17 protein-coding genes are annotated in these 23,389 nt (G+C 70.6%); 9 read left to right on the top strand and 8 right to left on the bottom strand.

Annotation, left to right across the window (positions count from 1 at the left end; all coding sequences use genetic code 11):
• Positions 1-19: 19 nt before the first annotated feature.
• The 4 genes from ACZ4IF_RS34635 to ACZ4IF_RS34620 are packed head-to-tail and all read right to left on the bottom strand — an operon-like array spanning position 20 to position 4,677.
• Complete coding sequence (locus ACZ4IF_RS34635) at positions 20-658, bottom strand: GTP-binding protein (RefSeq protein ID WP_467570108.1); 639 nt, start codon at positions 656-658, stop codon at positions 20-22.
• On the bottom strand, positions 639-1,058 hold the full coding sequence (locus tag ACZ4IF_RS34630; RefSeq protein WP_028802135.1) for a DUF742 domain-containing protein: 420 nt from the start codon (positions 1,056-1,058) through the stop codon (positions 639-641). The genes ACZ4IF_RS34635 and ACZ4IF_RS34630 overlap by 20 nt, the downstream gene beginning before the upstream one ends.
• Positions 1,055-1,558, bottom strand: a complete 504-nt coding sequence (locus ACZ4IF_RS34625; RefSeq protein WP_095936611.1) for a roadblock/LC7 domain-containing protein — start codon at positions 1,556-1,558, stop codon at positions 1,055-1,057. Before ACZ4IF_RS34625 ends, ACZ4IF_RS34630 begins: the two co-directional genes overlap by 4 nt.
• Entirely contained in the window at positions 1,555-4,677 is a 3,123-nt protein-coding gene (locus ACZ4IF_RS34620; protein WP_467570103.1) for a sensor histidine kinase, read from the bottom strand. The genes ACZ4IF_RS34625 and ACZ4IF_RS34620 overlap by 4 nt, the downstream gene beginning before the upstream one ends.
• A 355-nt stretch (positions 4,678-5,032) precedes the next feature.
• On the opposite strand from ACZ4IF_RS34620, the gene ACZ4IF_RS34615 reads away from it, so the two are divergent.
• The gene (locus ACZ4IF_RS34615; protein ID WP_467570100.1) at positions 5,033-5,821 is read left to right on the top strand and encodes a protein phosphatase 2C domain-containing protein; all 789 of its coding nucleotides are present in this window, start codon (positions 5,033-5,035) and stop codon (positions 5,819-5,821) included.
• A 142-nt stretch (positions 5,822-5,963) separates the two neighbouring features.
• Here the strand turns inward: ACZ4IF_RS34615 and ACZ4IF_RS34610 are convergent, their stop codons facing one another.
• The gene (locus tag ACZ4IF_RS34610) at positions 5,964-6,458 is read right to left on the bottom strand and encodes a MarR family winged helix-turn-helix transcriptional regulator (RefSeq protein WP_467570097.1); all 495 of its coding nucleotides are present in this window, start codon (positions 6,456-6,458) and stop codon (positions 5,964-5,966) included.
• A 275-nt stretch (positions 6,459-6,733) separates the two neighbouring features.
• On the opposite strand from ACZ4IF_RS34610, the gene ACZ4IF_RS34605 reads away from it, so the two are divergent.
• A complete protein-coding gene (locus ACZ4IF_RS34605) occupies positions 6,734-7,552 on the top strand; it encodes a lysozyme (protein ID WP_467570093.1) in 819 nt (272 codons plus the stop codon).
• A gap of 106 nt (positions 7,553-7,658) precedes the next feature.
• Here the strand turns inward: ACZ4IF_RS34605 and lon are convergent, their stop codons facing one another.
• Positions 7,659-10,073 (bottom strand): endopeptidase La, encoded by a 2,415-nt coding sequence (gene lon, locus ACZ4IF_RS34600; RefSeq protein WP_345650427.1) that lies wholly within the window; start codon positions 10,071-10,073, stop codon positions 7,659-7,661.
• 316 nt (positions 10,074-10,389) lie between these two features.
• A complete protein-coding gene (locus ACZ4IF_RS34595; RefSeq protein WP_467570091.1) occupies positions 10,390-10,545 on the bottom strand; it encodes a hypothetical protein in 156 nt (51 codons plus the stop codon).
• A 180-nt stretch (positions 10,546-10,725) separates the two neighbouring features.
• Here ACZ4IF_RS34595 and ACZ4IF_RS34590 point away from each other — a divergent pair, with 180 nt between their 5' ends.
• From ACZ4IF_RS34590 to glgX, 7 genes are all read left to right on the top strand, one after another.
• Positions 10,726-11,403 carry a spermine/spermidine synthase domain-containing protein gene (locus ACZ4IF_RS34590; RefSeq protein ID WP_467570089.1) on the top strand — a complete coding sequence of 226 codons (678 nt, stop codon included), beginning with the start codon at positions 10,726-10,728 and terminating at the stop codon, positions 11,401-11,403.
• A 113-nt stretch (positions 11,404-11,516) separates the two neighbouring features.
• Positions 11,517-12,254: a response regulator transcription factor gene (locus ACZ4IF_RS34585; RefSeq protein ID WP_028802127.1), complete on the top strand. Its 738-nt coding sequence runs from the start codon at positions 11,517-11,519 to the stop codon at positions 12,252-12,254.
• A 35-nt stretch (positions 12,255-12,289) separates the two neighbouring features.
• Positions 12,290-13,435 carry a HAMP domain-containing sensor histidine kinase gene (locus ACZ4IF_RS34580; RefSeq protein ID WP_467570085.1) on the top strand — a complete coding sequence of 382 codons (1,146 nt, stop codon included), beginning with the start codon at positions 12,290-12,292 and terminating at the stop codon, positions 13,433-13,435.
• 281 nt (positions 13,436-13,716) lie between these two features.
• Positions 13,717-17,520, top strand: a complete 3,804-nt coding sequence (locus tag ACZ4IF_RS34575) for a multifunctional oxoglutarate decarboxylase/oxoglutarate dehydrogenase thiamine pyrophosphate-binding subunit/dihydrolipoyllysine-residue succinyltransferase subunit (RefSeq protein WP_467570082.1) — start codon at positions 13,717-13,719, stop codon at positions 17,518-17,520.
• 236 nt (positions 17,521-17,756) lie between these two features.
• On the top strand, positions 17,757-19,097 hold the full coding sequence (locus tag ACZ4IF_RS34570) for a sugar phosphate nucleotidyltransferase (protein ID WP_467570078.1): 1,341 nt from the start codon (positions 17,757-17,759) through the stop codon (positions 19,095-19,097).
• 20 nt (positions 19,098-19,117) lie between these two features.
• On the top strand, positions 19,118-19,342 hold the full coding sequence (locus ACZ4IF_RS34565) for a hypothetical protein (RefSeq protein ID WP_467570075.1): 225 nt from the start codon (positions 19,118-19,120) through the stop codon (positions 19,340-19,342).
• 123 nt (positions 19,343-19,465) lie between these two features.
• A complete protein-coding gene (glgX, locus tag ACZ4IF_RS34560) occupies positions 19,466-21,571 on the top strand; it encodes a glycogen debranching protein GlgX (protein ID WP_467570072.1) in 2,106 nt (701 codons plus the stop codon).
• 32 nt (positions 21,572-21,603) lie between these two features.
• Here glgX and ACZ4IF_RS34555 read toward each other — a convergent pair whose 3' ends face one another.
• Entirely contained in the window at positions 21,604-23,310 is a 1,707-nt protein-coding gene (locus ACZ4IF_RS34555; RefSeq protein ID WP_467570069.1) for an ABC transporter family substrate-binding protein, read from the bottom strand.
• Positions 23,311-23,389 lie beyond the last annotated feature (79 nt).

Here is a 23,389-nt window from a genome sequence, read left to right as displayed (position 1 = left end):
TCCTAGGACCTAGGCGTCCCTATTCGGGGCTTACTTCGAGCGCGTGGCCGACCAGGGCCAGCAGGGTCTCCACGACCGAGATCCGGCGACGCGCGTCCATGATCATGACAGGTATGTGCGGAGGCACCGTGAGGGCCTCGCGCACGTCCTCGGGCTCGAACCGGTCGCTGCCGTCGAAGTGGTTGACGGCGACGACGTACGGCAGTCCGCAGCTCTCGAAGTAGTCCAGTGCGGGGAAGCAGTCCGACAGGCGGCGGGTGTCGGCGAGGACCACCGCGCCGATCGCGCCGCGCACCAGGTCGTCCCACATGAACCAGAACCGCTGCTGACCCGGCGTACCGAACAGGTAGAGCACCAGGTCGTCGTCGAGCGTGATGCGGCCGAAGTCCATGGCCACGGTGGTGGTCAGTTTGTCCGGCGTACCGGTGAGGTCGTCGGTTTCCTCACTGGCCTGTGTCATCAGCGCCTCCGTCTGGAGGGGCTGGATCTCGGAGACCGTGGTGACCAGCGTGGTCTTGCCCACGCCGAAGCCGCCCGCGACGACGATCTTGGTGGCTATCGGGGCGCGGGTGCGGTCCGTCTGCCAGGCCTGCAGATTCTCCTCTTCGTCGAGGAGAGGGGCGACGCCAGGGGCGGCGTCAGAGACGACGGAGTCCACTCAGCACCCTTTCCAGCAGAGCGCGGTCCGGCTGTCCCGGGCCGTGACCTGTTCCGTACACGCGGATCTTTCCCTGGTCCGCCAGGTCGCTCAGGAGGACCCGGACCACGCCGAGCGGCATCCTGAGGAGGGCGGCGATCTCGGCCACCGTCCGCATCCGGCGGCAGAGTTCGACGATGGCACGCATCTCGGGCATCACCCGGTACGCGGGCCGGCCGTCGGTGAGTTCCTTGCGCTCCTCGGGAGCCTCCAGCGCCGCCACGAACGTCTCGACGAGCAGGACGTGCCCGAAGCGGGTCCGGCCGCCCGTGAGCGAATAGGGCCGTACGCGGGCGGGCTTGCGATCGCCGCCGCGCACCGGGAGCCGGGCCGCGGCGGACGTACTGCTCGACGTACTCATCGGGTACTCCCCATCGAGTCGGACTCAAGGGATTTTCGGAGTTCACTGCGCAGTTCGGGGGTCAGCACATGTCCGGCACGGCCGACGAAGAGCGCCATGTGGTACGCCACCACGCTCATGTCGCAGTCCGGCGAACCGTGCACCCCGAGCAGCGAACCGTCGCTGATCGACATGACGAAGACGCTGCCCTCGTCCATCGCGACCATCGTCTGCTTCACCCCGCCGGCGTCCATCAGCTTGGCGGCGCCGATGGTGAGGCTGCCGATGCCGGAGACGATGGTGGCGAGGTCCGCGGAGGATCCCTTGGGGCCGCTGGGGCGCTCCGTCTCCGCCGTCCGGGCCTCGGCGTTCCTGCCGGGGTCGGAGGAGAGCAGCAGCAGCCCGTCGGAGGAGACGACCGCGACCGACAGGAGTCCCGGCACCTCCTCGACGAGGTTCGTCAGCAGCCAGTGCAGATTGCGGGCCTCACTGCTCAGGCCGAAGGTACTGGACGCGGTCAACTGCTTGCCTCCTCGACGGTGCCCCCCGATGCTTCTGCGTCTCGCGCGTTGAGCGTCTGCGGCGCGTTGGTCTCCGTGGTGCGTTCGGCGATCTCCGCCTCCACGTCGCGACGGCCCTCGACGGCGCCCCGGTGGAAGCCGCCGAGCCTGCGCCGCAGTGCCTCGGCGTCCACACCGCCCGTGCGCGGGCGGGGGGCCGGGGCGGGCGCGGAGATCTTCGGTGTCCGCTTGGGCAGGCCCTTGTCGGTGATCCGCGGGGTCTCGTCCGGGACACGGTCGTGGGTGTCCGGGCCTATGGCGTACGGGTCGGTGGCCGCCTGGGCGGCTCCGTCCGCGTCCTGGGCGGCGCCGCCGGCGGGGCCGGAGAACCGGGGAGCCGCTCCCGTGGTGCGGGAGGTCTCCGCCCGGGGTTCGGACACCGGCTCGGGCTCCGGCTCGGGTGCCGCCTGGCCGGGCTCCGGAGCGGGGGCCGCGGTCCCGGGCGCTCCGGTATCGGGCGTGGTCGGTCCGGGCGTGGCCGGTTCCGGCGCCGCCGGTTCGGCCGGGGGGAACGGGAGCAGGAGCTCCATCGTGGTCTCGGGTGCCGACGTGTCCGCGAAGTCCGCCTCGGGCGCGGTCCGGGGCTCGGCCTCGCGCCGGGGTCCGGGCACGCGGTGCGCCTCGGCGGCGGCCGGCGCCTCGGGCGCCTGCTCCGGCTCCGGCGTCCGCTCCGGCTCCGGCTCCGGAGCGACGGCGTCCTGTGGCCGGTCGGTGTCCTGCGGCTGAACGGTGCCCTGGGGCTGAACGGTGCCCTCGGGCCGGGGGTCGGTGTCGGCCTCGCGGACGGCCGCCTGGGCCGCGGCGATCAGCGGGTCCTCGTCCCCGGCGGGGTCCGAGGCGGTGAGCGCCGCGCGCCCGCGCAGGACGTTGGAGTTGGCCTCGGCGTCCGCTCCGGGGAGGGTCACCGAGGGCGCGCCCCCGACGTGCCGCGCGGTCGTGGGGACGGCCGCGGAGGGCGCGGCGGCGAGCAGCGCCTTCGGGAGGACGACCACGGCGGCGACGCCGCCCTGCTTCTGCTCGCGCAGCTGCACCCGCACACCGTGCCGGTGCGCGAGCCGCGCCACCACGTACAGGCCGAGGCCGAGGCCCTCGCCGCTCTCCTGGTCGTAGGCGTCCTCGGGGTCGAAGGCGGCGAGGCGGTCGTTGAGCTGGGTCATCCGCTCCGACGTCATGCCGATGCCCTCGTCCTGCACGGAGAGCATCACCTCGCCGCTCTCCAGGAGCCAGCCGGAGACCTCGACGGGGAGGTCGGGCGGCGTGAACGACGTCGCGTTCTCCAGGAGTTCGGCCAGCAGGTGGCTCATGTCGTCGGCGGCGAAACCGGCGATGTGGGCGTGCGGCGGCAGCGCGGCGATCCGGACACGCTCGTAGCGCTCGATCTCGCTGACCGCGGCACGGACGACGTCGACGAGCGGGACCGGGCCCGCGTGGTGCTGGACGTGCTCGGCGCCCGCGAGGACCAGCAGGTTCTCGCTGTGCCGCCGCATGACGGTGGCGAAGTGGTCCAGCTTGAAGAGCGTGGCGAGACGGTCCGGGTCCTGCTCGCGGTCCTCCAGCCCCTCGATGACGCCGAGTTGACGCTCGACGAGGCCGAGCGTGCGCAGCGCGAGGTTGACGAAGGTGCCGTGGATGGTGCCGCGCACCTGCTCCAGGTGGGTGGCGGCCTCGGCGAGTTCGCCGCGCAGCCGGTCGCGTTCGTCGGCCATCAGCTGGCGCTGGCCGATGAGGTGCTTGCGGTCGCCCTCCAGGGTGGCGAGCCGCTCGTGGAGTCCGGCCGCGTGCGCGTGCAGCGCGTTGACGGAGCGGACCACCTGGGCGAACTCGTCGTTGCGGCCGGTGAACTTGACCGGTTCCTCGATGCCGGGGTCGGCGGCGAGCCGGGCGGAGCCCAGGCGCAGCACGGCCAGCGGGCGGGTGAGCGAGCGGGCCATGGCCATCGAGACGCCGACCGCGACGAGCAACAGCGTGCCGATCAGGGCGATACGGATCTCCAGCGCGGTGACGTCGTCGTCACGCAGCTGCTCGAGGCCCTCGGTGCGGTGCTCGTTGAGGGAGGCCTCCGCGCCGCGCATCAGCTCGATACGGGCGGACAGCGCGGCGTCCAGCTTCTTCACCGACGTGTCGAGTTCGGCGCTGGAGAGCGTCGGCTGGTCGGTCAGGCGCGCGAGGTAGCGGTCGGCGGTGCCGACATCGGGTCCGGTGACCGTGGAGTCGTAGGAGGACTTGGCGCTCTTCGGCGCCGTCTCCCGGAAGTCCGCGAGCGCCGCGTCCGAGCGGAGGCGGGCCTGCTGGGCCGCCGCGCTCAGCGCGTCCCGCTGCTTGATGTCGGCGGCGGACGAACTGCTGGTCGTGGTCGGCAGGCCGGTGGCCGGATCGATGACCGTCTGCGTGGAGCGCGGGACGGCGAGGGCCGCGAGGAGCAGGCCACGGGCGGCGGCGGACTGCTGGACCGCGGAGTCGAGTTCGGCGAGGGCGTGCGCGCCGGAGCCCGCGCGGGGCGGCAGCTGGTCGGCCAGGCCCTCGGCGAGGGCGTGGAGTTCGGTGATGGCGGCGGAGTACGCCTGGTGCGCCTCGAGGGCGGTGCTCTTGCCGGTGAGCGCGGACCTGCGCAGGGCGGAGATGCCGTCGAGATCCTTCAGGAGGGTCGCGGGGGCGTCCTCGTCCGCCCGCAGCTCCTCGACCTGCCGGTCGACCCGGGCGCTGCGCTGCTCCGAGGGTGCCTTGTCCTTCGGCCGCCCCGCGGCGACGTAGGACGTGACCTCGTCGCGCTCGTCGGCCAGCGAGTGCGCGAGGGTCAGCGCCTGCTGGGTCCGCTGGGCGAGCGTCACGAGATTCTGGGAGTCGTTCAGTTGCTCGGAGGCGGCGAGCACGGTCGGGGCTCCCGCGCCGGCGATGGCAGCCGCGACGACCGCCACGGCGACGATCAGCCGGTTGCGTACGTGGGCGCGCCTCCCCCGGCCCGCCGAGTCGCCGCCGTCGCCGGTGGCGGCCCCTGCCAATGGGCCCGAGGGCCCGGAGGGCCCGGTGGCCGTCTGCTTGCCTGTGCGCCTCGGCCGCGTCTTCTGCACCGGTGCTCGCATTCCTGACTCGTTAACCCATGGGCCCGGGTGACATCCCGTCAACTGCGGCGTCCGCCCGGTACGGCCCCGACCCTCCCAGTGCCGGTGGGCAGTGGTCCCGCATCATCTGACCCGCCACTCGAAGGAGTGAACCCCGGACGGGAGTTGGCGGGCAAGTTCCTCGGGCACCCGCCGACGCCTCGTACGGCGGGCCGGTTGGACGTCGGCGACGCCCTTTGGCAGTATTCGCCGCCACGCATTCCCGGAGTCGATCATTCCATGCCAAACCCGGCGCCTGAGCTGCTGGTCCGCAGGTGTTCGGCAACCGATGTCGCCCTTCCGTGGGCCTTGTGAAGGGCTCGTGCAGACTGGCTGGATGCGCACTGAACTCGTCTCGGAGCCGGGCGACCCGGGCCGCCCCAATGAGGACTTCGCATCGGTCGGGCTTCCCGCCTCGGGACAAGGGGGTTCACTGGTCGTCCTCGACGGGGTGACACCTCCCCAGGGGGAGTACGGCTGTCTGCATTCCGTCTCCTGGTTCTCCGCCCGGCTCGGCGGCGCTCTGACCGAACTGTCCGTTTCGCTCAGGGATTTGACCCTGACCGAGGTCCTGTCGCGTGCCATTCGGAGGGTGGCCGAGACCCATGCCGGCACATGTGACCTTTCTCACCCGCGCACGCCCCAGGCAACCGTGGTCCTCGCCCGGTGGTCCGCGACCGAGGTGGAGTACCTGGTGCTGTCGGACTCGGCCCTGCTGGTGGAGTCCCCCACCGGCGAGGTGACGGCGCTGCTGGACGACCGGCTGTCCCGCCTTCCGCGCGCCTCCCTCGCCACGGACGCCGTCGCCGACGCGACCGCGCGCAACAAGGAGGGCGGCTTCTTCACGGCGGCGGCGGATCCCGCGGTGGCCTCCCGCGCGGTGACGGGCACATTGCCGCGGGACTCCGTCCGCGCCCTGGCCGCGCTCACGGACGGCGCCACCCGCTGGACGGAGAAGTTCCGCGCGGGCGGCTGGTCCGAACTGCTCGCTCTCGTGCGGAAGGAGGGCGCGCAGGCCCTCGTCGACCGCGTACGGGCCCTGGAGGCCGCGGACGCGGAGGAGCGGGTGCATCTGCGCCGCAGCAAGACGCACGACGACGCAACGGTCGTGTACGTGGAGCTGTGAGCGGGGCCCGGCGGGGACGCGGGCGGGGTGCGGGGCCCGGCCGGGACGCGGGCGGGGTGCGGGGCCCGGCCGGGACGCGGCCGGGACGCGGGCGGGACGCGGGGCCCGCCCGGCAGGTCCGGGCCGGCCCGAGCGACGCCCCCTAGCGCTGTTCCATGCCCGTGTTCAGCTGGTGCAGCAGACGGGCGAGTTCGGCGACCTCGCGGGGGTCCCAGCCCGCGAGCTGGCGGACGTAACGCGCCCGGCGGGCCTCGCGGACCTTGCGGAAGCGTTCCCGCCCCTCGTCGGTGAGGTGGACGAGCCAGGCGCGGCCGTCGGCGGGGTCCGGCTCGCGGCCGACCAGGCCGAGGTCTTCGAGGGCCCGGAGCTGCCGCGACATCGTGGCCTTGCCGACGCCGATGTACGCGGCGAGTTCCGTGGCGCGCTGCCGGCCGCACTCCTCCAGCCGGAACAGCAGCCCGTACGCCGAGGACTCCAGGTCGGGATGGACCTCCCGGGCCATCTCGCCGGAGGAGGCGCGGGCGCGCCGCAGGAACACCGTCAACTCGCGTTCCAGCGCCGGGAATTCCTGGTCCACACCACTTCCCGACGCCGCGGATTCGACACGCTGCCCGCCGCCGTTTCCGTTGTCGTGCACGTCAGCACCCCTGACCCGGTTTCCCGATCCTGAAAGTTTCCGCCAGAACTCGCCATTGCCGCAGCTCCGTCAGTATTTCGCAGGCGTAGACCAACGGCAGCCTCCGACCCCTCTTCCCACGCCGTGCTCTACGTGCGTAGCTTCTTTACCAGGCACTTACTGGCATGCGCACGCCATTCCAGGTCGACGCGGACCTGACTCCCCAGTGCCACGGCGGCGCGCATGTCCGCGCACTCCCCCCACCGAGCTCCACCGAGCCCTTCGGAGGCACGCACATGCCCGTGCACAGATCCGGAACGGCCCACCGCCTGCGTCTGCTCGCGGTAGGAATCCTGCTCGCCGCGTTCTCCTCGCTCAGCACGCTCCCCTCGTCCGCCGCCGACACCCCGGCGCGGGGCACCGCCCGTATGGGCATGGGTGTCGTCGCGCACGACGGCCAGGGCGGCACCCCCAACAGCGGCGACGCCACCCAGACCGAAGGCGTCGACGTCTCCGGCCACCAGGGCAACGTCGCCTGGTCGACCCTGTGGAACAGCGGGGTCAAGTGGGCCTACACCAAGGCGACCGAGGGGACGTACTACACGAACCCGTACTTCGCCCAGCAGTACAACGGCTCGTACGACATCGGCATGATCCGCGGCGCGTACCACTTCGCGACGCCCGACACGACGACCGGCGCCACACAGGCCAACTACTTCGTCGACCACGGCGGCGGCTGGTCCCGTGACGGCAAGACGCTCCCCGGTGTCCTCGACATCGAGTGGAACCCGTACGGCGCCGCCTGCTACGGCAAGACGCAGAGCGCGATGGTCAGCTGGATCAGCAGCTTCCTCGCCCAGTACAAGGCCCGCACCGGCCGGGACGCCGTGATCTACACGGCCACCAGCTGGTGGGTCGACTGCACCGGCAACTACGGCGGCTTCGCCTCGGCCAACCCGCTGTGGATCGCCCGCTACGCCTCCGCCCCGGGCACCCTGCCGGCCGGCTGGTCCTACTACACGATGTGGCAGTACACGTCGTCCGGACCGACGGTGGGCGACCACGACAAGTTCAACGGAGCCCTCGACCGGGTGCAGGCACTCGCCAACGGCTGACACCGCTGGCGGACATGGGGAAGGCCCGGGCTCCCTCACGGACCCGGGCCTTCCCGTACCGGACGCACCGGCGGCGGCCGTCACGCCACCACCGGTGCCTCCGGGGTCATGCCGCGAGCGGTACCCGCGGGCTCGCGCCGTTCGTCGCCGGGGCGAGGGCCAGTTCGAGGACCTGGCGGACGTCCGTGACGGCGTGGACGTCGAGCTTCTCCAGGACCTCGGCCGGGACGTCGTCCAGGTCGGCCTCGTTGCGCTTCGGGATGATCACCGTGGTGACACCCGCCCGGTGCGCGGCGAGCAGCTTCTGCTTCACGCCGCCGATCGGCAGCACCCGACCGGTCAGGGAGACCTCACCGGTCATCGCCACGTCCGTGCGGACCAGACGGCCCGACAGGAGGGACGCCAGCGCCGTCGTCATCGTGACGCCCGCGCTCGGCCCGTCCTTGGGGACCGCGCCCGCCGGGAAGTGGATGTGCACACCCCGGTCCTTCAGGTCGCCGACCGGCAGCTCCAGCTCGGCGCCGTGGCTGCGCAGGAAGGACAGCGCGATCTGCGCCGACTCCTTCATCACGTCGCCCAGCTGACCGGTCAGGGTCAGCCCGGCCGCGCCCGTCTCCGGGTCGGCGAGCGACGCCTCCACGAACAGCACGTCGCCGCCGGCGCCCGTGACGGCCAGACCGGTCGCCACACCGGGCACCGCGGTGCGGCGCTCGGCCGGGTCCTGTGCGGACTCGGGCACGTGGTGCGGCCGTCCGATGAGACCGCGCAGGTCCGCCTCGGTCACCGTGAACGGCAGCTCGCGCTCACCCAGTTCGTGCTGGGCCGCGACCTTGCGCAGCAGCCGCGCGACGGCCCGCTCCATGTTGCGCACGCCCGCTTCCCGCGTGTACTCGCCGGCCAGCTTGCGCAGCGCACCCTCGTCGAGGGTGACCTCGTCCGGCTTGAGACCGGCCCGCTCCAGCTGGCGCGGGAGCAGGTGGTCCCGGGCGATGACGACCTTCTCGTCCTCGGTGTAGCCGTCGAGGCGGACCAGCTCCATACGGTCGAGCAGGGCCTCGGGGATGGCTTCGAGCACGTTGGCCGTGGCCAGGAACACCACGTCGCTGAGGTCGAGTTCGACCTCCAGGTAGTGATCGCGGAAGGTGTGGTTCTGTGCCGGGTCGAGCACTTCGAGCAGGGCCGCGGCCGGGTCGCCGCGGAAGTCCGACCCCACCTTGTCGATCTCGTCCAGCAGGACCACCGGGTTCATGGACCCGGCCTCCTTGATGGCACGGACGACACGGCCGGGCAGCGCTCCGACGTAGGTGCGCCGGTGGCCGCGGATCTCCGCCTCGTCCCGGACGCCGCCGAGAGCGACGCGGACGAACTTGCGGCCCATCGCGTGCGCCACGGACTCGCCGAGCGAGGTCTTGCCGACGCCGGGCGGGCCGACGAGGGCGAGCACGGCACCGCCGCGACGTCCGCCGACCACTCCGAGACCGCGCTCGGAGCGCCGCTTGCGCACGGCGAGGTACTCGGTGATCCGCTCCTTCACGTCCTCCAGACCGGCGTGCTCGGCGTCCAGCAGCGCCTTCGCGCCCTGGATGTCGTACTGGTCCTCGGTCCGCTCGTTCCACGGCAGTTCGAGGACGGTGTCGAGCCAGGTCCTGATCCAGCTGCCCTCGGGCGACTGGTCACTGGACCGCTCCAGCTTCTCGACCTCCTTGAGCGCGGCCTCGCGGACGTTCTCCGGAAGATCGGCGGCCTCGACGCGGGCACGGTAGTCGTCGGACTCGTCCTCGGGGGACTCGCCCTTCAGGTCGCGCAGCTCCTTGCGCACGGCCTCCAGCTGGCGCCGCAGCAGGAACTCGCGCTGCTGCTTGTCGACGCCCTCCTGCACGTCCTTGGCGATGGACTCGGCGACATCCTGCTCGGCGAGGTGCTCGCGGAGCTGCTCGGTGGCCAGCTTCAACCGGGCGACCGGGTCGGCGGTCTCCAGCAGCTCCACCTTCTGTTCGATGGAGAGGAACGGGGAGTAACCGGAATTGTCGGCAAGGGCGGAGACATCGTCGATCTGCTGTACACGGTCCACGACCTGCCAGGCGCCGCGCTTGCGCAGCCAGCTGGTGGCGAGGGCCTTGTATTCCTTGACCAGGTCGGCGACCCGGCCGGGCAGGGGCTCGGGCAAGGTCTCGTCGACCCGGGTGCCCTCCACCCACAGTGCCGCACCGGGGCCCGTCGTCCCCGCGCCGACCTTCACACGCCCGCGCCCGCGGATCAGCGCGCCCGGGTCGCCGTCGGCCAGGCGGCCGACCTGCTCGACGGTGCCGAGCACGCCGGTGCCCGCGTACGTCCCGTCGATACGTGGAACCAGCAGCACCTGCGGCTTGCCGGGCGTCGAACGGGCGGCGGCCTGGGCGGCCTCCACCGCGGCGCGTACATCGGTGTCGTTCAGGTCCAGCGGAACCACCATTCCGGGCAGCACGACCTCGTCATCGAGCGGCAGCACGGGCAAGGTGAGCGGTGTGGACGTCGAAGCCATGATCTCCCCTTCGGCAGTCAAGTTGAGCTATGCCGACTCAATGCTGGGCGCGCTTCGATTGTTCCCCGGGTTCCGTTCGCTGTGAGCGATCGCTCATTTCCGGGCCCGGCCCGAGGGCCCGCCGACGGCGGCCGGCCGGGGGAATGCCTGGTGGCGCCGGTGGTCGGCGCCGGTCGAGGGCCATGGTCCACGATCGGGCGAGGGCCGTGGTCGGCGGCGCCGGGCGACTCCGGTGCTCACGGTGCCACCCGTGCGCGCCGCACCAGGGGCCAGGTGGGGATCCCCACGGCGAGGGCCATCAGGTGTCCCCACTCGGTCATCGGTCGGTGAGGGCGATCAGGTCCGCGACGAACATCGCGCCGACCGTCGCCACGCGGGGGCCCGCCACGGGCACGTCCCCGGCGTCCGGTGCGGCGTCCCGGCCCGCGCGGCCACCGTGGCCGACCGTCCGACCGGGCGGCCCGTGCCCCACCGGGACACGTTCGGATGAATCCCCCGGGCGACCCCGGGCCGGCTGCCGCGCCGGAGGCCGGCGACGGCGCCCCTCGTCGCGGGGTCCGGCGGCGTCCGGCGGCGGGGTGTCCCCGCGGTCGCCGCCCCGGATACGGAAAATTCGGAGGCCCGCCCCGGCGGAAGTGCCAGGATGAGCGCCATGACCGCCTCGTACGACACTCCTGTAGTCATCGACCGCAGCGAGGGCCCCTACGGCGAGGTCGTGCTGCGGCGACACGGTGCGCTGCTGCAGATCATCGCCAACGGGTGCTTCCTGATGGACACTTCCGACGGCCGCTCGGAGCGTCTGCTCGTCGACGCCGCGTACGACGCCCTCGACGGGCGCCGGGAGCCGGACGTGCTCATCGGGGGTCTCGGCGTCGGGTTCTCGCTCGCACACGCCGCGGCCGATCCGCGCTGGGGGCGCATCACCGTCGTCGAGCGCGAGCCCGCCGTCATCGGCTGGCACCGGGCGGGCCCTCTGGGCGAGTTGTCCGCGGCGGCTCTCGCCGACCCGCGCACGGACATCGTCGAGGCCGATCTGCTCACTTACGTCAATGAGACATCCGACACGTACGACGCCCTCTGCCTGGACATCGACAACGGGCCCGACTGGACGGTCACCGAGAGCAACGAGGGGCTGTACGCGAACGCCGGACTGGCAAGCTGCGCAAGGGTGTTGAAGCCCGGCGGAGTACTCGCGGTCTGGTCGGCCCAGCCCTCTCCGGAATTTGAAGGAACCTTGCGGAATGCCGGGTTCCAACGGGTGCGTACCGAAGAGATCCCGGTTGCCCGGGGCGTTCCGGACGTCGTGCATCTCGCGGTCAGGCCTGGATAGCCGCGGCACGGTGACTGCCCGTACTCTGCTTCCCTGACGCGGATCATTCAAGCGTCAAGCGCAGTCATGGGATCACCCCACTGATTCCGGAAAGCACACCTCAGGGGCGGGCGATGGAGCAGACACACACCTCCCAAAACGGCACGGCGGCGACCCCGGGCGCTCAGCGCCGGGTGCTGGTGGTCGAGGACGACCCGACGATCGTCGACGCCATCGCGGCCCGCCTGCGTGCCGAGGGATTCCTGGTGCAGACCGCGGGCGACGGCCCGGCCGCCGTCGACACCGCCGAGGCCTGGCAGCCCGACCTGCTGATCCTCGACATCATGCTGCCCGGCTTCGACGGCCTGGAGGTCTGCCGCCGCGTGCAGGCCCAGCGCCCGGTGCCGGTGCTGATGCTCACCGCGCGCGACGACGAGACCGACATGCTGGTCGGGCTCGGCGTCGGCGCCGACGACTACATGACGAAGCCGTTCTCGATGCGCGAGCTGGCCGCCCGCGTGCACGTCCTGCTGCGGCGGGTCGAGCGCGCCGTGGTCGCGGCGTCGACGCCGCGCAGCGGCATCCTGCGGCTCGGCGAGCTGGAGATCGACCACGCGCAGCGCCGGGTCCGGGTCCGTTCCGAGGACGTGCACCTGACGCCCACCGAGTTCGACCTCCTGGTCTGCCTGGCGAACACCCCCCGCGCGGTACTCTCGCGCGAGCAGTTGCTCGCCGAGGTGTGGGACTGGGCGGACGCTTCCGGGACCCGCACCGTGGACAGCCACATCAAGGCCCTGCGCCGGAAGATCGGCGCCGAGCGGATCCGCACGGTCCACGGTGTCGGCTACGCGCTGGAGACCCCGACTCCCTGAGCCGGGTCGTCGGGACCTTCGAGGGGGCTGATGTGATGAGCGGGCTCGGGGAGCGCGGTGCCGGCCGGCGCGAGTCCGGCGGGCACGAGTTCGAAGAGCGCAGGAGCGTGAGCCCCTGGGGCGGCCTGCGGCCCTTCTCGATCAAGACGAAGCTGGGCACGCTCGTCGTCGTCGCCGTGTTCATCACGACCGGGCTGTCGATGATCGCGGTGCACACCAAGACCGAGCTGCGCTTCATCACGGTCTTCTCGATGATCGCCACGCTGCTGATCACGCAGTTCGTGGCGCATTCGCTCACCGCGCCGCTGGACGAGATGAACGCGGTCGCCCGGTACATCTCGCACGGCGACTACACGCGCCGGGTGAGCGACAACCGGCGCGACGAGCTCGGCGACCTGGCCGAGACGATCAACCTCATGGCCGACGAGCTGGAGGCCCAGGACCGCCAGCGCAAGGAGCTCGTGGCGAATGTCTCGCACGAGCTGCGCACCCCCATCGCGGGGCTGCGCGCCGTCCTGGAGAACGTCGTGGACGGCGTCTCCGCCGCGGACCCCGAGACGATGCGTACGGCCCTGAAGCAGACGGAGCGGCTGGGGCGCCTCGTGGAGACGCTGCTGGACCTGTCGCGGCTGGACAACGGCGTGGTGCCGCTGCACAAGCGGCGCTTCGAGGTCTGGCCGTATCTGTCGGGCGTGCTCAAGGAGGCCAACATGGTCTCCTCCGCGCGCGCGGGCATCGCCTCGGGCTCCGGCAGTCACACGCGCACCGACGTGCATCTGCACCTCGACGTGTCCCCGCCCGAGCTGACCGCGCACGCGGACCCGGAGCGGATCCACCAGGTGGTGGCGAATCTCATCGACAACGCGGTCAAGCACAGTCCGCCGCACGGCCGGGTGACGGTCAAGGCGCGGCGCGGCGACTACCCGGAGTCGCTGGCCCTGGAGGTCCTGGACGAGGGCCCGGGCATCCCGAAGTCGGAGTGGCACCGCGTCTTCGAGCGGTTCAACCGGGGCGGGGTGCCCGCGCCGCACGGGCCGGGAAGCGACGGCGGCACGGGACTGGGCCTGGCGATCGCGCGCTGGGCGGTCGATCTGCACGGCGGCCGGATCGGTGTGGCCGAATCTCAGCGGGGTTGCCGGATTCAGGTCACCCTTCCGGGGCTCCCCTCTCTGCCAAGTTGACGTAAAGTTCGAACCGGAGCCACAAGATCCATCCGTGTCGCCGCTGGCGGACACGTGTGATCAGGCAGAGGGCCGCGTGAGGACTGCCGCGACCCTGAGTCGCCATACCCGTTCCGAACCGGAACCTCGCTTGTTTCCCGCCATTTCCACGCCCGAAACACGCTTTCCGATGTGACTTACACGACGTTGGACGGGCCCGGCCTGACCTTCTCGGCCATGGGGGCGTAGCCTTTATTTCCGCTGTCCATCACCTTGTGAAGCGGAAGAGGGCGGTTGCCGCCGTGTCGCCACAGTCCCCCAGTAACTCGAGCATCTCGACCGATGACCAAGCCGGGAAGAACCCCGCTGCTGCCTTCGGTCCCAATGAGTGGCTCGTCGACGAGATCTATCAGCAGTACCTCCAGGACCCGAATTCGGTAGACCGTGCCTGGTGGGACTTCTTCGCCGACTACAAGCCGGGGGCGGCTGCCGCCTCGGCTCCGGCGGGTACTGCGGCCGCGGGGGCCGCAGGGACCACGATCACGCCGGCTCCGGCCGCTCCGGCCGCTCCCGCGGCCGCTCCCGCGGCCCCTGCCGCGCCCGCCGCGCCCGTGGCTCCGGCCAGGACCGCTCCGACGGCTCCCGCGGCCCCGAAGCCCGCGGCCGCCGCCCCGGCTCCCGCGAAGGCCGCCCCGGCCGCCGCCAAGCCGAAGGCCGCCGAGGCCACCGCGGCCGCCGGAGGTCCCGAGCTCGTCACGCTGCGCGGCCCCGCCGCCGCGGTCGCGAAGAACATGAACGCCTCCCTGGAGCTGCCCACGGCCACGTCCGTGCGCGCGGTCCCGGTGAAGCTGCTCTTCGACAACCGCATCGTGATCAACAACCACCTGAAGCGTGCCCGGGGCGGGAAGATCTCCTTCACCCACCTCATCGGCTACGCGATGGTGCAGGCCATCAAGGCCATGCCGTCGATGAACTACTCCTTCGCGGAGAAGGACGGCAAGCCGACCCTGGTCAAGCCGGAGCACGTCAACTTCGGTCTCGCCATCGACCTGGTGAAGCCCAACGGCGACCGCCAGCTCGTCGTCGCCGGCATCAAGAAGGCCGAGACGCTGAACTTCTTCGAGTTCTGGCAGGCCTACGAGGACATCGTCCGCCGCGCCCGTGACGGCAAGCTGACGATGGACGACTTCACCGGTGTCACGGTCTCCCTGACCAACCCCGGCGGCCTCGGCACCGTCCACTCCGTGCCGCGTCTGATGCCCGGCCAGTCGGTCATCATGGGCGTCGGCTCCATGGACTACCCGGCGGAGTTCCAGGGCACCTCCCAGGACACCCTCAACAAGCTCGGCATCTCGAAGGTCATGACGCTCACGTCGACCTACGACCACCGGGTGATCCAGGGCGCCGCCTCCGGCGAGTTCCTGCGCATCGTCGCGAACCTGCTGCTCGGCGAGAACGGCTTCTTCGACGAGATCTTCGAGTCGCTGCGGATCCCCTACGAGCCGGTCCGCTGGCTCAAGGACATCGACGCCAGCCACGACGACGACGTCACCAAGGCCGCCCGCGTCTTCGAGCTGATCCACTCCTACCGGGTCCGCGGCCACGTCATGGCCGACACCGACCCGCTGGAGTACAAGCAGCGCAAGCACCCCGACCTGGACATCACCGAGCACGGGCTCACCCTGTGGGACCTGGAGCGCGAGTTCGCCGTCGGCGGCTTCTCCGGCAAGTCGATGATGAAGCTGCGCGACATCCTCGGCGTGCTGCGCGACTCGTACTGCCGCACCACCGGCATCGAGTTCATGCACATCCAGGACCCGAAGCAGCGCAAGTGGATCCAGGACCGCGTCGAGCGCCCGCACGCCAAGCCCGAGCGCGAGGAGCAGCTGCGCATCCTGCGCCGGCTGAACTCCGCCGAGGCCTTCGAGACGTTCCTGCAGACCAAGTACGTCGGCCAGAAGCGGTTCTCCCTGGAGGGCGGCGAGTCCGTCATCCCGCTGCTCGACGCGGTGATCGACTCCGCGGCCGAGTCGCGCCTGGACGAGGTCGTCATCGGCATGGCCCACCGCGGCCGCCTGAACGTCCTCGCGAACATCGTCGGCAAGTCGTACGCGCAGATCTTCCGGGAGTTCGAGGGCAACCTCGACCCGAAGTCGATGCACGGCTCCGGCGACGTGAAGTACCACCTGGGCGCCCGGGGCACCTTCACCGGCCTGGACGGCGAGCAGATCGCCGTCTCGCTGGCCGCGAACCCGTCCCACCTGGAGACCGTCGACCCGGTCATCGAGGGCATCACCCGCGCCAAGCAGGACATCATCAACAAGGGCGGCACGGACTTCACGGTCCTGCCGGTCGCCCTGCACGGTGACGCGGCCTTCGCCGGCCAGGGTGTGGTCGCCGAGACGCTCAACATGTCGCAGCTGCGCGGCTACCGCACGGGCGGCACGGTCCACATCGTCATCAACAACCAGGTCGGCTTCACCGCCGCCCCGGAGTCGTCGCGCTCCTCCATGTACGCCACCGACGTGGCCCGCATGATCGAGGCGCCGATCTTCCACGTGAACGGCGACGACCCCGAGGCCGTCGTCCGCGTCGCTCGCCTGGCCTTCGAGTTCCGCCAGGCGTTCAACAAGGACGTCGTCATCGACCTGATCTGCTACCGCCGCCGCGGACACAACGAGTCCGACAACCCGGCGTTCACGCAGCCGCTGATGTACGACCTGATCGACAAGAAGCGCTCGGTGCGCAAGCTCTACACCGAGTCCCTGATCGGTCGCGGCGACATCACCCTCGAAGAGGCCGAGCAGGCGCTGCAGGACTTCCAGGGCCAGTTGGAGAAGGTCTTCACCGAGGTCCGCGAGGCGATCTCGGCCCCGGCCGAGGCGCACGTGCCCGACCCGCAGGCCGAGTTCCCGGTGGCCGTGCAGACCGCGGTCTCCCAGGAGATCGTGAAGCGGATCGCCGAGTCCCAGGTCAACATCCCCGACCACGTCACGGTCCACCCGCGTCTGCTGCCGCAGCTCCAGCGCCGGGCCGCGATGATCGAGGACGACACGATCGACTGGGGCATGGGCGAGACCCTCGCCATCGGTTCGCTGCTCCTGGAGGGCACCCCGGTCCGCCTGTCGGGCCAGGACTCCCGCCGCGGCACCTTCGGCCAGCGCCACGCGGTGCTGATCGACCGGGTCACGGGCGAGGACTTCACCCCGCTCCAGTACCTCTCGGACGAGCAGGCCCGCCTGAACGTCTACGACTCGCTGCTCTCCGAGTACGCGGTCATGGGCTTCGAGTACGGCTACTCGCTGGCCCGCCCGGACGCGCTGGTCATGTGGGAGGCGCAGTTCGGCGACTTCGTCAACGGCGCGCAGACCGTCGTCGACGAGTACATCTCGGCCGCCGAGCAGAAGTGGGGCCAGACGTCCGGCGTCACCCTGCTGCTCCCGCACGGCTACGAGGGCCAGGGCCCGGACCACTCCTCGGCCCGCATCGAGCGCTTCCTCCAGCTGTGCGCGCAGAACAACATGACGGTCGCCCAGCCGACCCTGCCGTCGAACTACTTCCACCTCCTGCGGTGGCAGGTGCACAACCCGCACCACAAGCCGCTGGTGGTCTTCACCCCGAAGTCGATGCTGCGCCTCAAGGCCGCCGCGTCGAAGACGGAGGAGTTCACCACGGGCGCCTTCCGTCCCGTCATCGGCGACGACTCGGTCGACGCCGCAGCGGTCCGCAAGGTCGTCTTCTGCGCCGGCAAGCTGTACTACGACCTCGAGGCCGAGCGGAAGAAGCGCGGCGTCACGGACACGGCGATCATCCGCATCGAGCGCCTGTACCCGCTGCCGGGTGCCGAGCTCCAGGCGGAGGTCAACAAGTACCCGAACGCCGAGAAGTACCTGTGGGCCCAGGAGGAGCCGGCGAACCAGGGCGCCTGGCCGTTCATCGCGCTCAACCTGATCGACCACCTCGACCTGGCGGTCGGCGCGGACGTCCCGCACGGCGAGCGCCTGCGCCGGATCTCGCGTCCGCACTCCTCCTCCCCCGCCGTCGGTTCCGCGAAGCGGCACCAGGCGGAGCAGGAGCAGCTGGTCCGTGAGGTGTACGAGGCCTAGTCCTCGGCGCACGACAGCCCGAAGGGCCCGGTGCCCGATCCCCGTCCGCGGGGTTCGGCACCGGGCCCTTCGGGCTTTTCGCTCGCGGCCCGGGCCACCGGCCGCCGGGCGTCCCGGTGAGCCGTCCCGGCACACATGCGGAAGCAGCCCACCCTCTTGACAAGAAACTTGACTGAAGATGACTGCGACTGTTGAAATTGCTGTATCGGGAAGTCGGTCGAGGAGACAGGACAGCGATGGGGGACGACAGCACAGTCGGCATCATCCTGGCCGGCGGCCGGGGGGAGAGGGCGAAGCCCATCACCCTGCAGTCCGCCGACTACATCCGCAGCAAGGCACTCATCCCGTTCGCCGGCAGACCGCTCATCGAGTGGATCGTCGAGTCCTGCCGTGACCAGGGCATCCGCTGCTTCTACGTGGTGGCGCAGGGAGCGGAGAACCGCAGTCAGATCAAGCTCGTCCTGGGCCACGGCGAGCGCTACGGCGTGGAGATCGACTACTCACGGGCCCGCTTCGACCAGTACAACGTGGGCTCCGGAGCGGCCACGCTGCACAATCTGGAGCAGTGGAACCTGACCGGCTCCGCGCTTGTCATGCCGGTTGACTCGCTGTTCGACTACTCGCTCGACGACCTGCGGGCCACCCACGAGGCGACCGACGCGGTGGTCACGGTGGCGGCCGTCCCCCGGACCCCGGAGGAGATCGCGGGGAAGTACGGCGTCATGCGGACCACCCGCGACGGCCTCGTCTCGGGCTTCCTGGAGAAGCCGCGACTGGGGCGTATCCACGAGGAGTTCGCCAGCACCGGGCTTCCGTGGGCGTCGTCCACGCTGCCCACCAACGCCGGGATGTACCTGATCGACTGCGCCCGGCTGCGGCTCGCCGCACGCACCCCCGAGCTGATCCGGCTCGCCCAGCAGCGTCTGGACTGGGGGCACGACCTGCTGCCCTGGCTGGTGGGTCACGATCAGCCGGTGGCCGTGGAACCCATCGCGCGCCTGGGCGACCTGGGCAGCATCGGCGACTACCTCGGCACGCTCGGCGAGGCCCTCAACGGCCTCTACCCGTACATGAACCGCGCGCTCGGCGACCCGCTCAGCGAGAAACCGCGCTACTGGATCCACGAGACGAGCCTGCGCACCAAGGACAGCGTGAGCGGTACGACCCTCGCCCAGAAGATCACCGAGGGCAGCGTCGTCCTCGGCCCCGGGGTGCGCATCGGCCGGCACGCCGAGATCGGCACCGGCGTCCACCTCCAGTACACGGACATCGGCGACGGTGTCGACGTCGCCGAGGGCGTACGGCTGGACCGGACGGTCATCGGGGACGGAGCCGTCATCGGCCCGCACGCGCACATCAGCGACTCGTACGTCGGCCCGATGGTCCAGGTGCAGTCGGACCGCCGTGCTCCGGTCCGGCTGGAACAGCACACCGCGGTCGGGGACGGCGCGCACCTGTGGCCGGGCACCCGGCTCTCCGGAGTCAGTGTCTATCCACGGCTGCGCGTCCCCGCCCTGTCGGGGGTGCCCGCCGGCACCCAGCTCACCAGCTCGGACGACGTGTTGCAGTGGATATGAAGCCTGCTCAGGAGAGTTCCGTGAAGAGTCCCATCGCCGTCATCGGCGGCACCGGCAGCGCGGCCCGGCTCGTCACACGCGAGCTGACGGCGCGAGGTGAGACCATCCGTGCCATCGGCCGCAGCACCCTGCGCGCCCATCGTCATCTGCCGCCCCAGGCCCAGTACTTCCTGGCCGACCTGCGGCGGCCCGGGCAGGACCTCGCGGAGGCCTGCGTCGAAGCCGTGCACCGCCCCACCGTCTGAGGGTTCCGACCGGCCCGGTTCACCCCGGGCGTCACGCGATCAGCGCGACCGACCATCCGCACACCAGCGAGGCAGATGACCAGGGGTGACTCGACATCCCTGTCATGAGACCGGGGAGAGATCATGACCGAGGCGCCGGACATCACAGCAGGACGTCCGCAGCCGCTGGGCAGCACCGTGGACGCGGACGGCGTCAACTTCTCCGTCTTCTCGGAGCACGCGACACGTGTCGACCTGCTGCTCTTCGACCACTGCGACGACCCCGAGCCCTCCCGCACCGTCCAGCTCCACGCGGAGACCCATCGCAGCTTCCACTTCTGGCACTGCCACGTCGGCGGCATCGGCGCGGGGCAGGTCTACGCGTACCGCATGGACGGCCCCCATGACACGAGCAGGTCGGGTGCGCGGTTCGACCACCGCAAGGTGCTGCTGGACCCGTACGCCCGCGCCAACATCAACAGCCGCTGGGACCGCACCGCCGCCATCGGCCTGGACGACAACGTCGCGCACTCCATGCGCAGTCTGGTCGTCGACCTCGACGACTACGACTGGGAGGACGACCGGCCGCTGCGGCTCCCGATGGCGGAGACCGTCCTGTACGAGATGCACGTGCGCGGTCTGACCGCGTCATCGACCTCGCGCACGGCGAGCCCCGGCACCTTCTCCGCGGTCGTCGAGAAGATTCCGTACCTGAAGGAACTGGGCATCACCGCGGTCGAGTTGCTGCCCGTCTTCGACTTCGACGAGACGCAGGTGCTGCGCGTCGGCCCGGACGGCGAACGGCTGCCCAACTACTGGGGCTACGACCCCTACGGCTTCTTCGCACCGCACACCGGCTACTGCACCTCGCCCCATCTGAACACGCACATCAGCGAGTTCAGGGACATGGTGAAGGCCTTCCACCGGGCGGGCATCGAGGTCATCCTCGACGTCGTCTTCAACCACACCAGCGAGGGCAACGAGTTCGGCCCGACCATCAGCTTCCGCGGCCAGGCCAACGAGGCGTACTACCACCTGTGGCCGCAGGACCGCAGCCACTACATGGACTTCACGGGCTGCGGCAACGCCGTCAACGCCAACCATCCCTTCGTCTCCAAGTTCATCGTCGAGTCCCTGGAGTACTGGGTCACCGAGCATCACGTCGACGGCTTCCGCTTCGACCTGGCCTCGGAGCTGTCCCGCGGCGACAAGGGCTACGAGATGGCCGTGCCGCCCGTGCTGTGGGCGATCGAGCTGTCGAAGGTGCTCGCCGAGACGAAGATCATCGCGGAGCCCTGGGACGGCGGCGGGCTCTATCAGGTGGGCCGGTTCCCCGGAAAGCGCTGGTCCCAGTGGAACGGACCGTTCCGCGACGACGTGCGCCGGTTCGTCCGCGGCGACGCCGGACTCGTCGGAGAGGTCGCCAAACGGCTCGGAGGCTCGGAGGACCTCTTCGGACCACAGAACGAACTGCCCACCAACAGCATCAACTTCATCACCTGCCACGACGGCTTCACCCTCAACGACCTGGTGTCGTACGACCACAAGCACAACTACGCCAACGGAGAGGCCGAGGCCGACGGCGCGAACGAGAACTTCAGCTGGAACTGCGGGGTCGAGGGCCCCAGCGAGGAGCACGACGTCGAGCGGCTGCGGGTGCGGCAGATCAAGAACCTGCTGTCCGTGCTGATGCTGAGCCGCGGTGTGCCGATGCTGCTGGCCGGCGACGAGTTCCGCAACAGCCAGGGCGGCAACAACAACGCCTACTGCCAGGACAACGCGACGTCCTGGCTGGACTGGGACCAGGCGGAGAAGGAGCAGGAGACCAAGGACTTCACCCGCCGGATCATCGAGCTGCGCCGGCGCTACCGCACCTTCCGCGAGGCGCGGTTCTTCAACGGGCACCTCAACGCGCGGCGGCTGCCCGACGTCACCTGGCACGGCACCCGGCTGGAGCAGCCCGGCTGGGAGGACACCAACGCCCGGGTGCTGGCGTGCACGCTCGGCGGGTTCGAGGGCGATCCCGACCTGCATCTGATCCTGAACATGTACCACCTGGGGCTGGACTTCGAACTGCCCCGGATACGCGGCCACCGGTGGCACCGCGTCCTCGACACGGCCTGCCGCGGCCCGCACGACATCCTCGCCGAGGGCCGGGAGGAGCCGGTCGACGGCCACTCCCTGCACGCGCACGGTCGCAGTGTCGTCCTCCTCGTGTCCCTGCCGGACGACACGGACGGCTCCCGCTGACGACCTGAGAGGGTGCCCCCGGCGGCGGTTCCTCAGCCGCCGGGGGCACCCTTCACCCAGCCGACCTTGGAGAAGTCGATGTCGCCGAGTCCCGGGACGCCGAAGTTGGCGAGGCCCTTGCGCACGGCCATCACCTGAGGGCGCTGGTAGAGCTCGACGTCGTGGCCGAGCCGCCATATCTCGGCGTCCGCCTGGTTGTAGAGCTGGGTGGCGCGGGTCCGGTCGAGGGTGCCGGCGGCCTGCTTGAGCAGGTGGTCCAGCTTGGCGTCGGAGACCCGCCCGTAGTTCAGGTAGGCCTGGTCGCCCTTGGGCTGCTGGTAGATCGACACGGTGGAGCTGGGGTAGACGAGCCCGGTGAAGCGGAAGATCACCATGTCGAAGTTGCCGGTGAACAGGTATTTCGGGCCGTAGTCGTTGGCCGGCACCTTGGTGATGTCCACCTTGATGCCCGCTTGGGCGAGCATCTGCTGGACCAGCTGGGCGAGGTCGAGGCCGAGGCGGTTGGTCGCGTTGCTCAGCACGAACCGCAGCCGCAGTTCCTTGCCGTCCTTGACCCGTGGCCGGCCCTCGCCCCGGTTCTTCCAGCCCGCCCGGTCCAGGATGCGCCCGGCCTCCGCCAGGTCGTACTTCCCCCACGGTGCCGAGTGGTCGACGTAGCCGGGCTGGTTGGTCATGAAGATGTGGTTGCCGAGCAGCGGGACTCCGACGGGCAGTCCTTCGGCGGCGACGTCCGCGAGGGCCTGCCGGTTCACGGCCCGCTGGACCGCGTGCCGGACGTCGATGTCGGACAGCGGACCGCCGGCGCCGTTGAGGGACACATGGACCTCGTCCCAGGCCGAACCGATCCTGATGTCGCTGTTCTTGGCGCCCTTGAGCTTCCCGTAGTCCTCCGTGGTCGCCGCGTTGACCGCGTCGATCTCTCCGTTGAGGTAGGCCTGTTGGGCGGCGGCGGGCAGCAGCGTACGGAAGATGACCTTGTCGAGCCGCGGCGGCGTACCCCACCAGTGCGGATCGGGCACCGCGGTGACGGTCTGCTCCGTGCGGTCGATCGACGCGATCCTGAAGGGGCCCGCGGTCACCGGGATCCGGTTGACCCAGCCCTTGTTGAACTGCTCCGGGGTGCCGATGGCGGAGGCCGGGAAGAGCGGTGTGAACAGCCGCTGCCAGTCGGCGTACGGGGTGCGGAAGACCACCTTCACCTCGTGCGGTCCGGCGCCCTGCCGCACCTCCTTGATCCGGTCGTACCCGGACGGATCGGCGATGTCGTACCGCTCGTCGCCGGTGCCGAGGGCCCGCCACTGAGCCTGGAAGTCGGTCGCGGACAGCGGCCTTCCGTCGGACCAGTGGGCCTTGGGGTTCAGCCGGTAGGTGACGGTCTGCGGCGAGGTGGAGGTGAGGGCCGCGGAGGTGAGGTAGTCCGGGTTGGCGTGCGGGACGCCCTTCGCGTCGAGGTGGAAGAGGACGGGTTCCACCAGGCTGTCGATCTGTGCGACCTGGTCGAGCGCGCCACTGGTCTGATTGAAGTTGTACTGCGTCGCCCACTGCGGGGTCGACAGGGTGAAGGTGCCGCCTGCGCGCAGGTCGCTCGGGGAGTGGGCGTTGATGTCCTGGGTGCCGAATTCGACCGGCTTCGACGGGGTTCCTCCGTCGGGATGCGCTCCTCCGGAGGAGGTACATCCCGCCAGCAGGACCGTCATCGCCAGACCGAACGCGAGCCACACCCGACGCAAACGCCCCACACCAGCTCCTTCACTGACATTGAGGTGAACTGGGCGAACTGATCTACGATTTACGCGCGGAGACCATAGCATTGCCGAG

The sequence above is a fragment of the Streptomyces sp. NPDC025784 genome (assembly GCF_055558435.1).
Note: the sequence above shows the minus strand (reverse complement) of the source record. Positions and strands in the feature narration are given on the sequence as shown.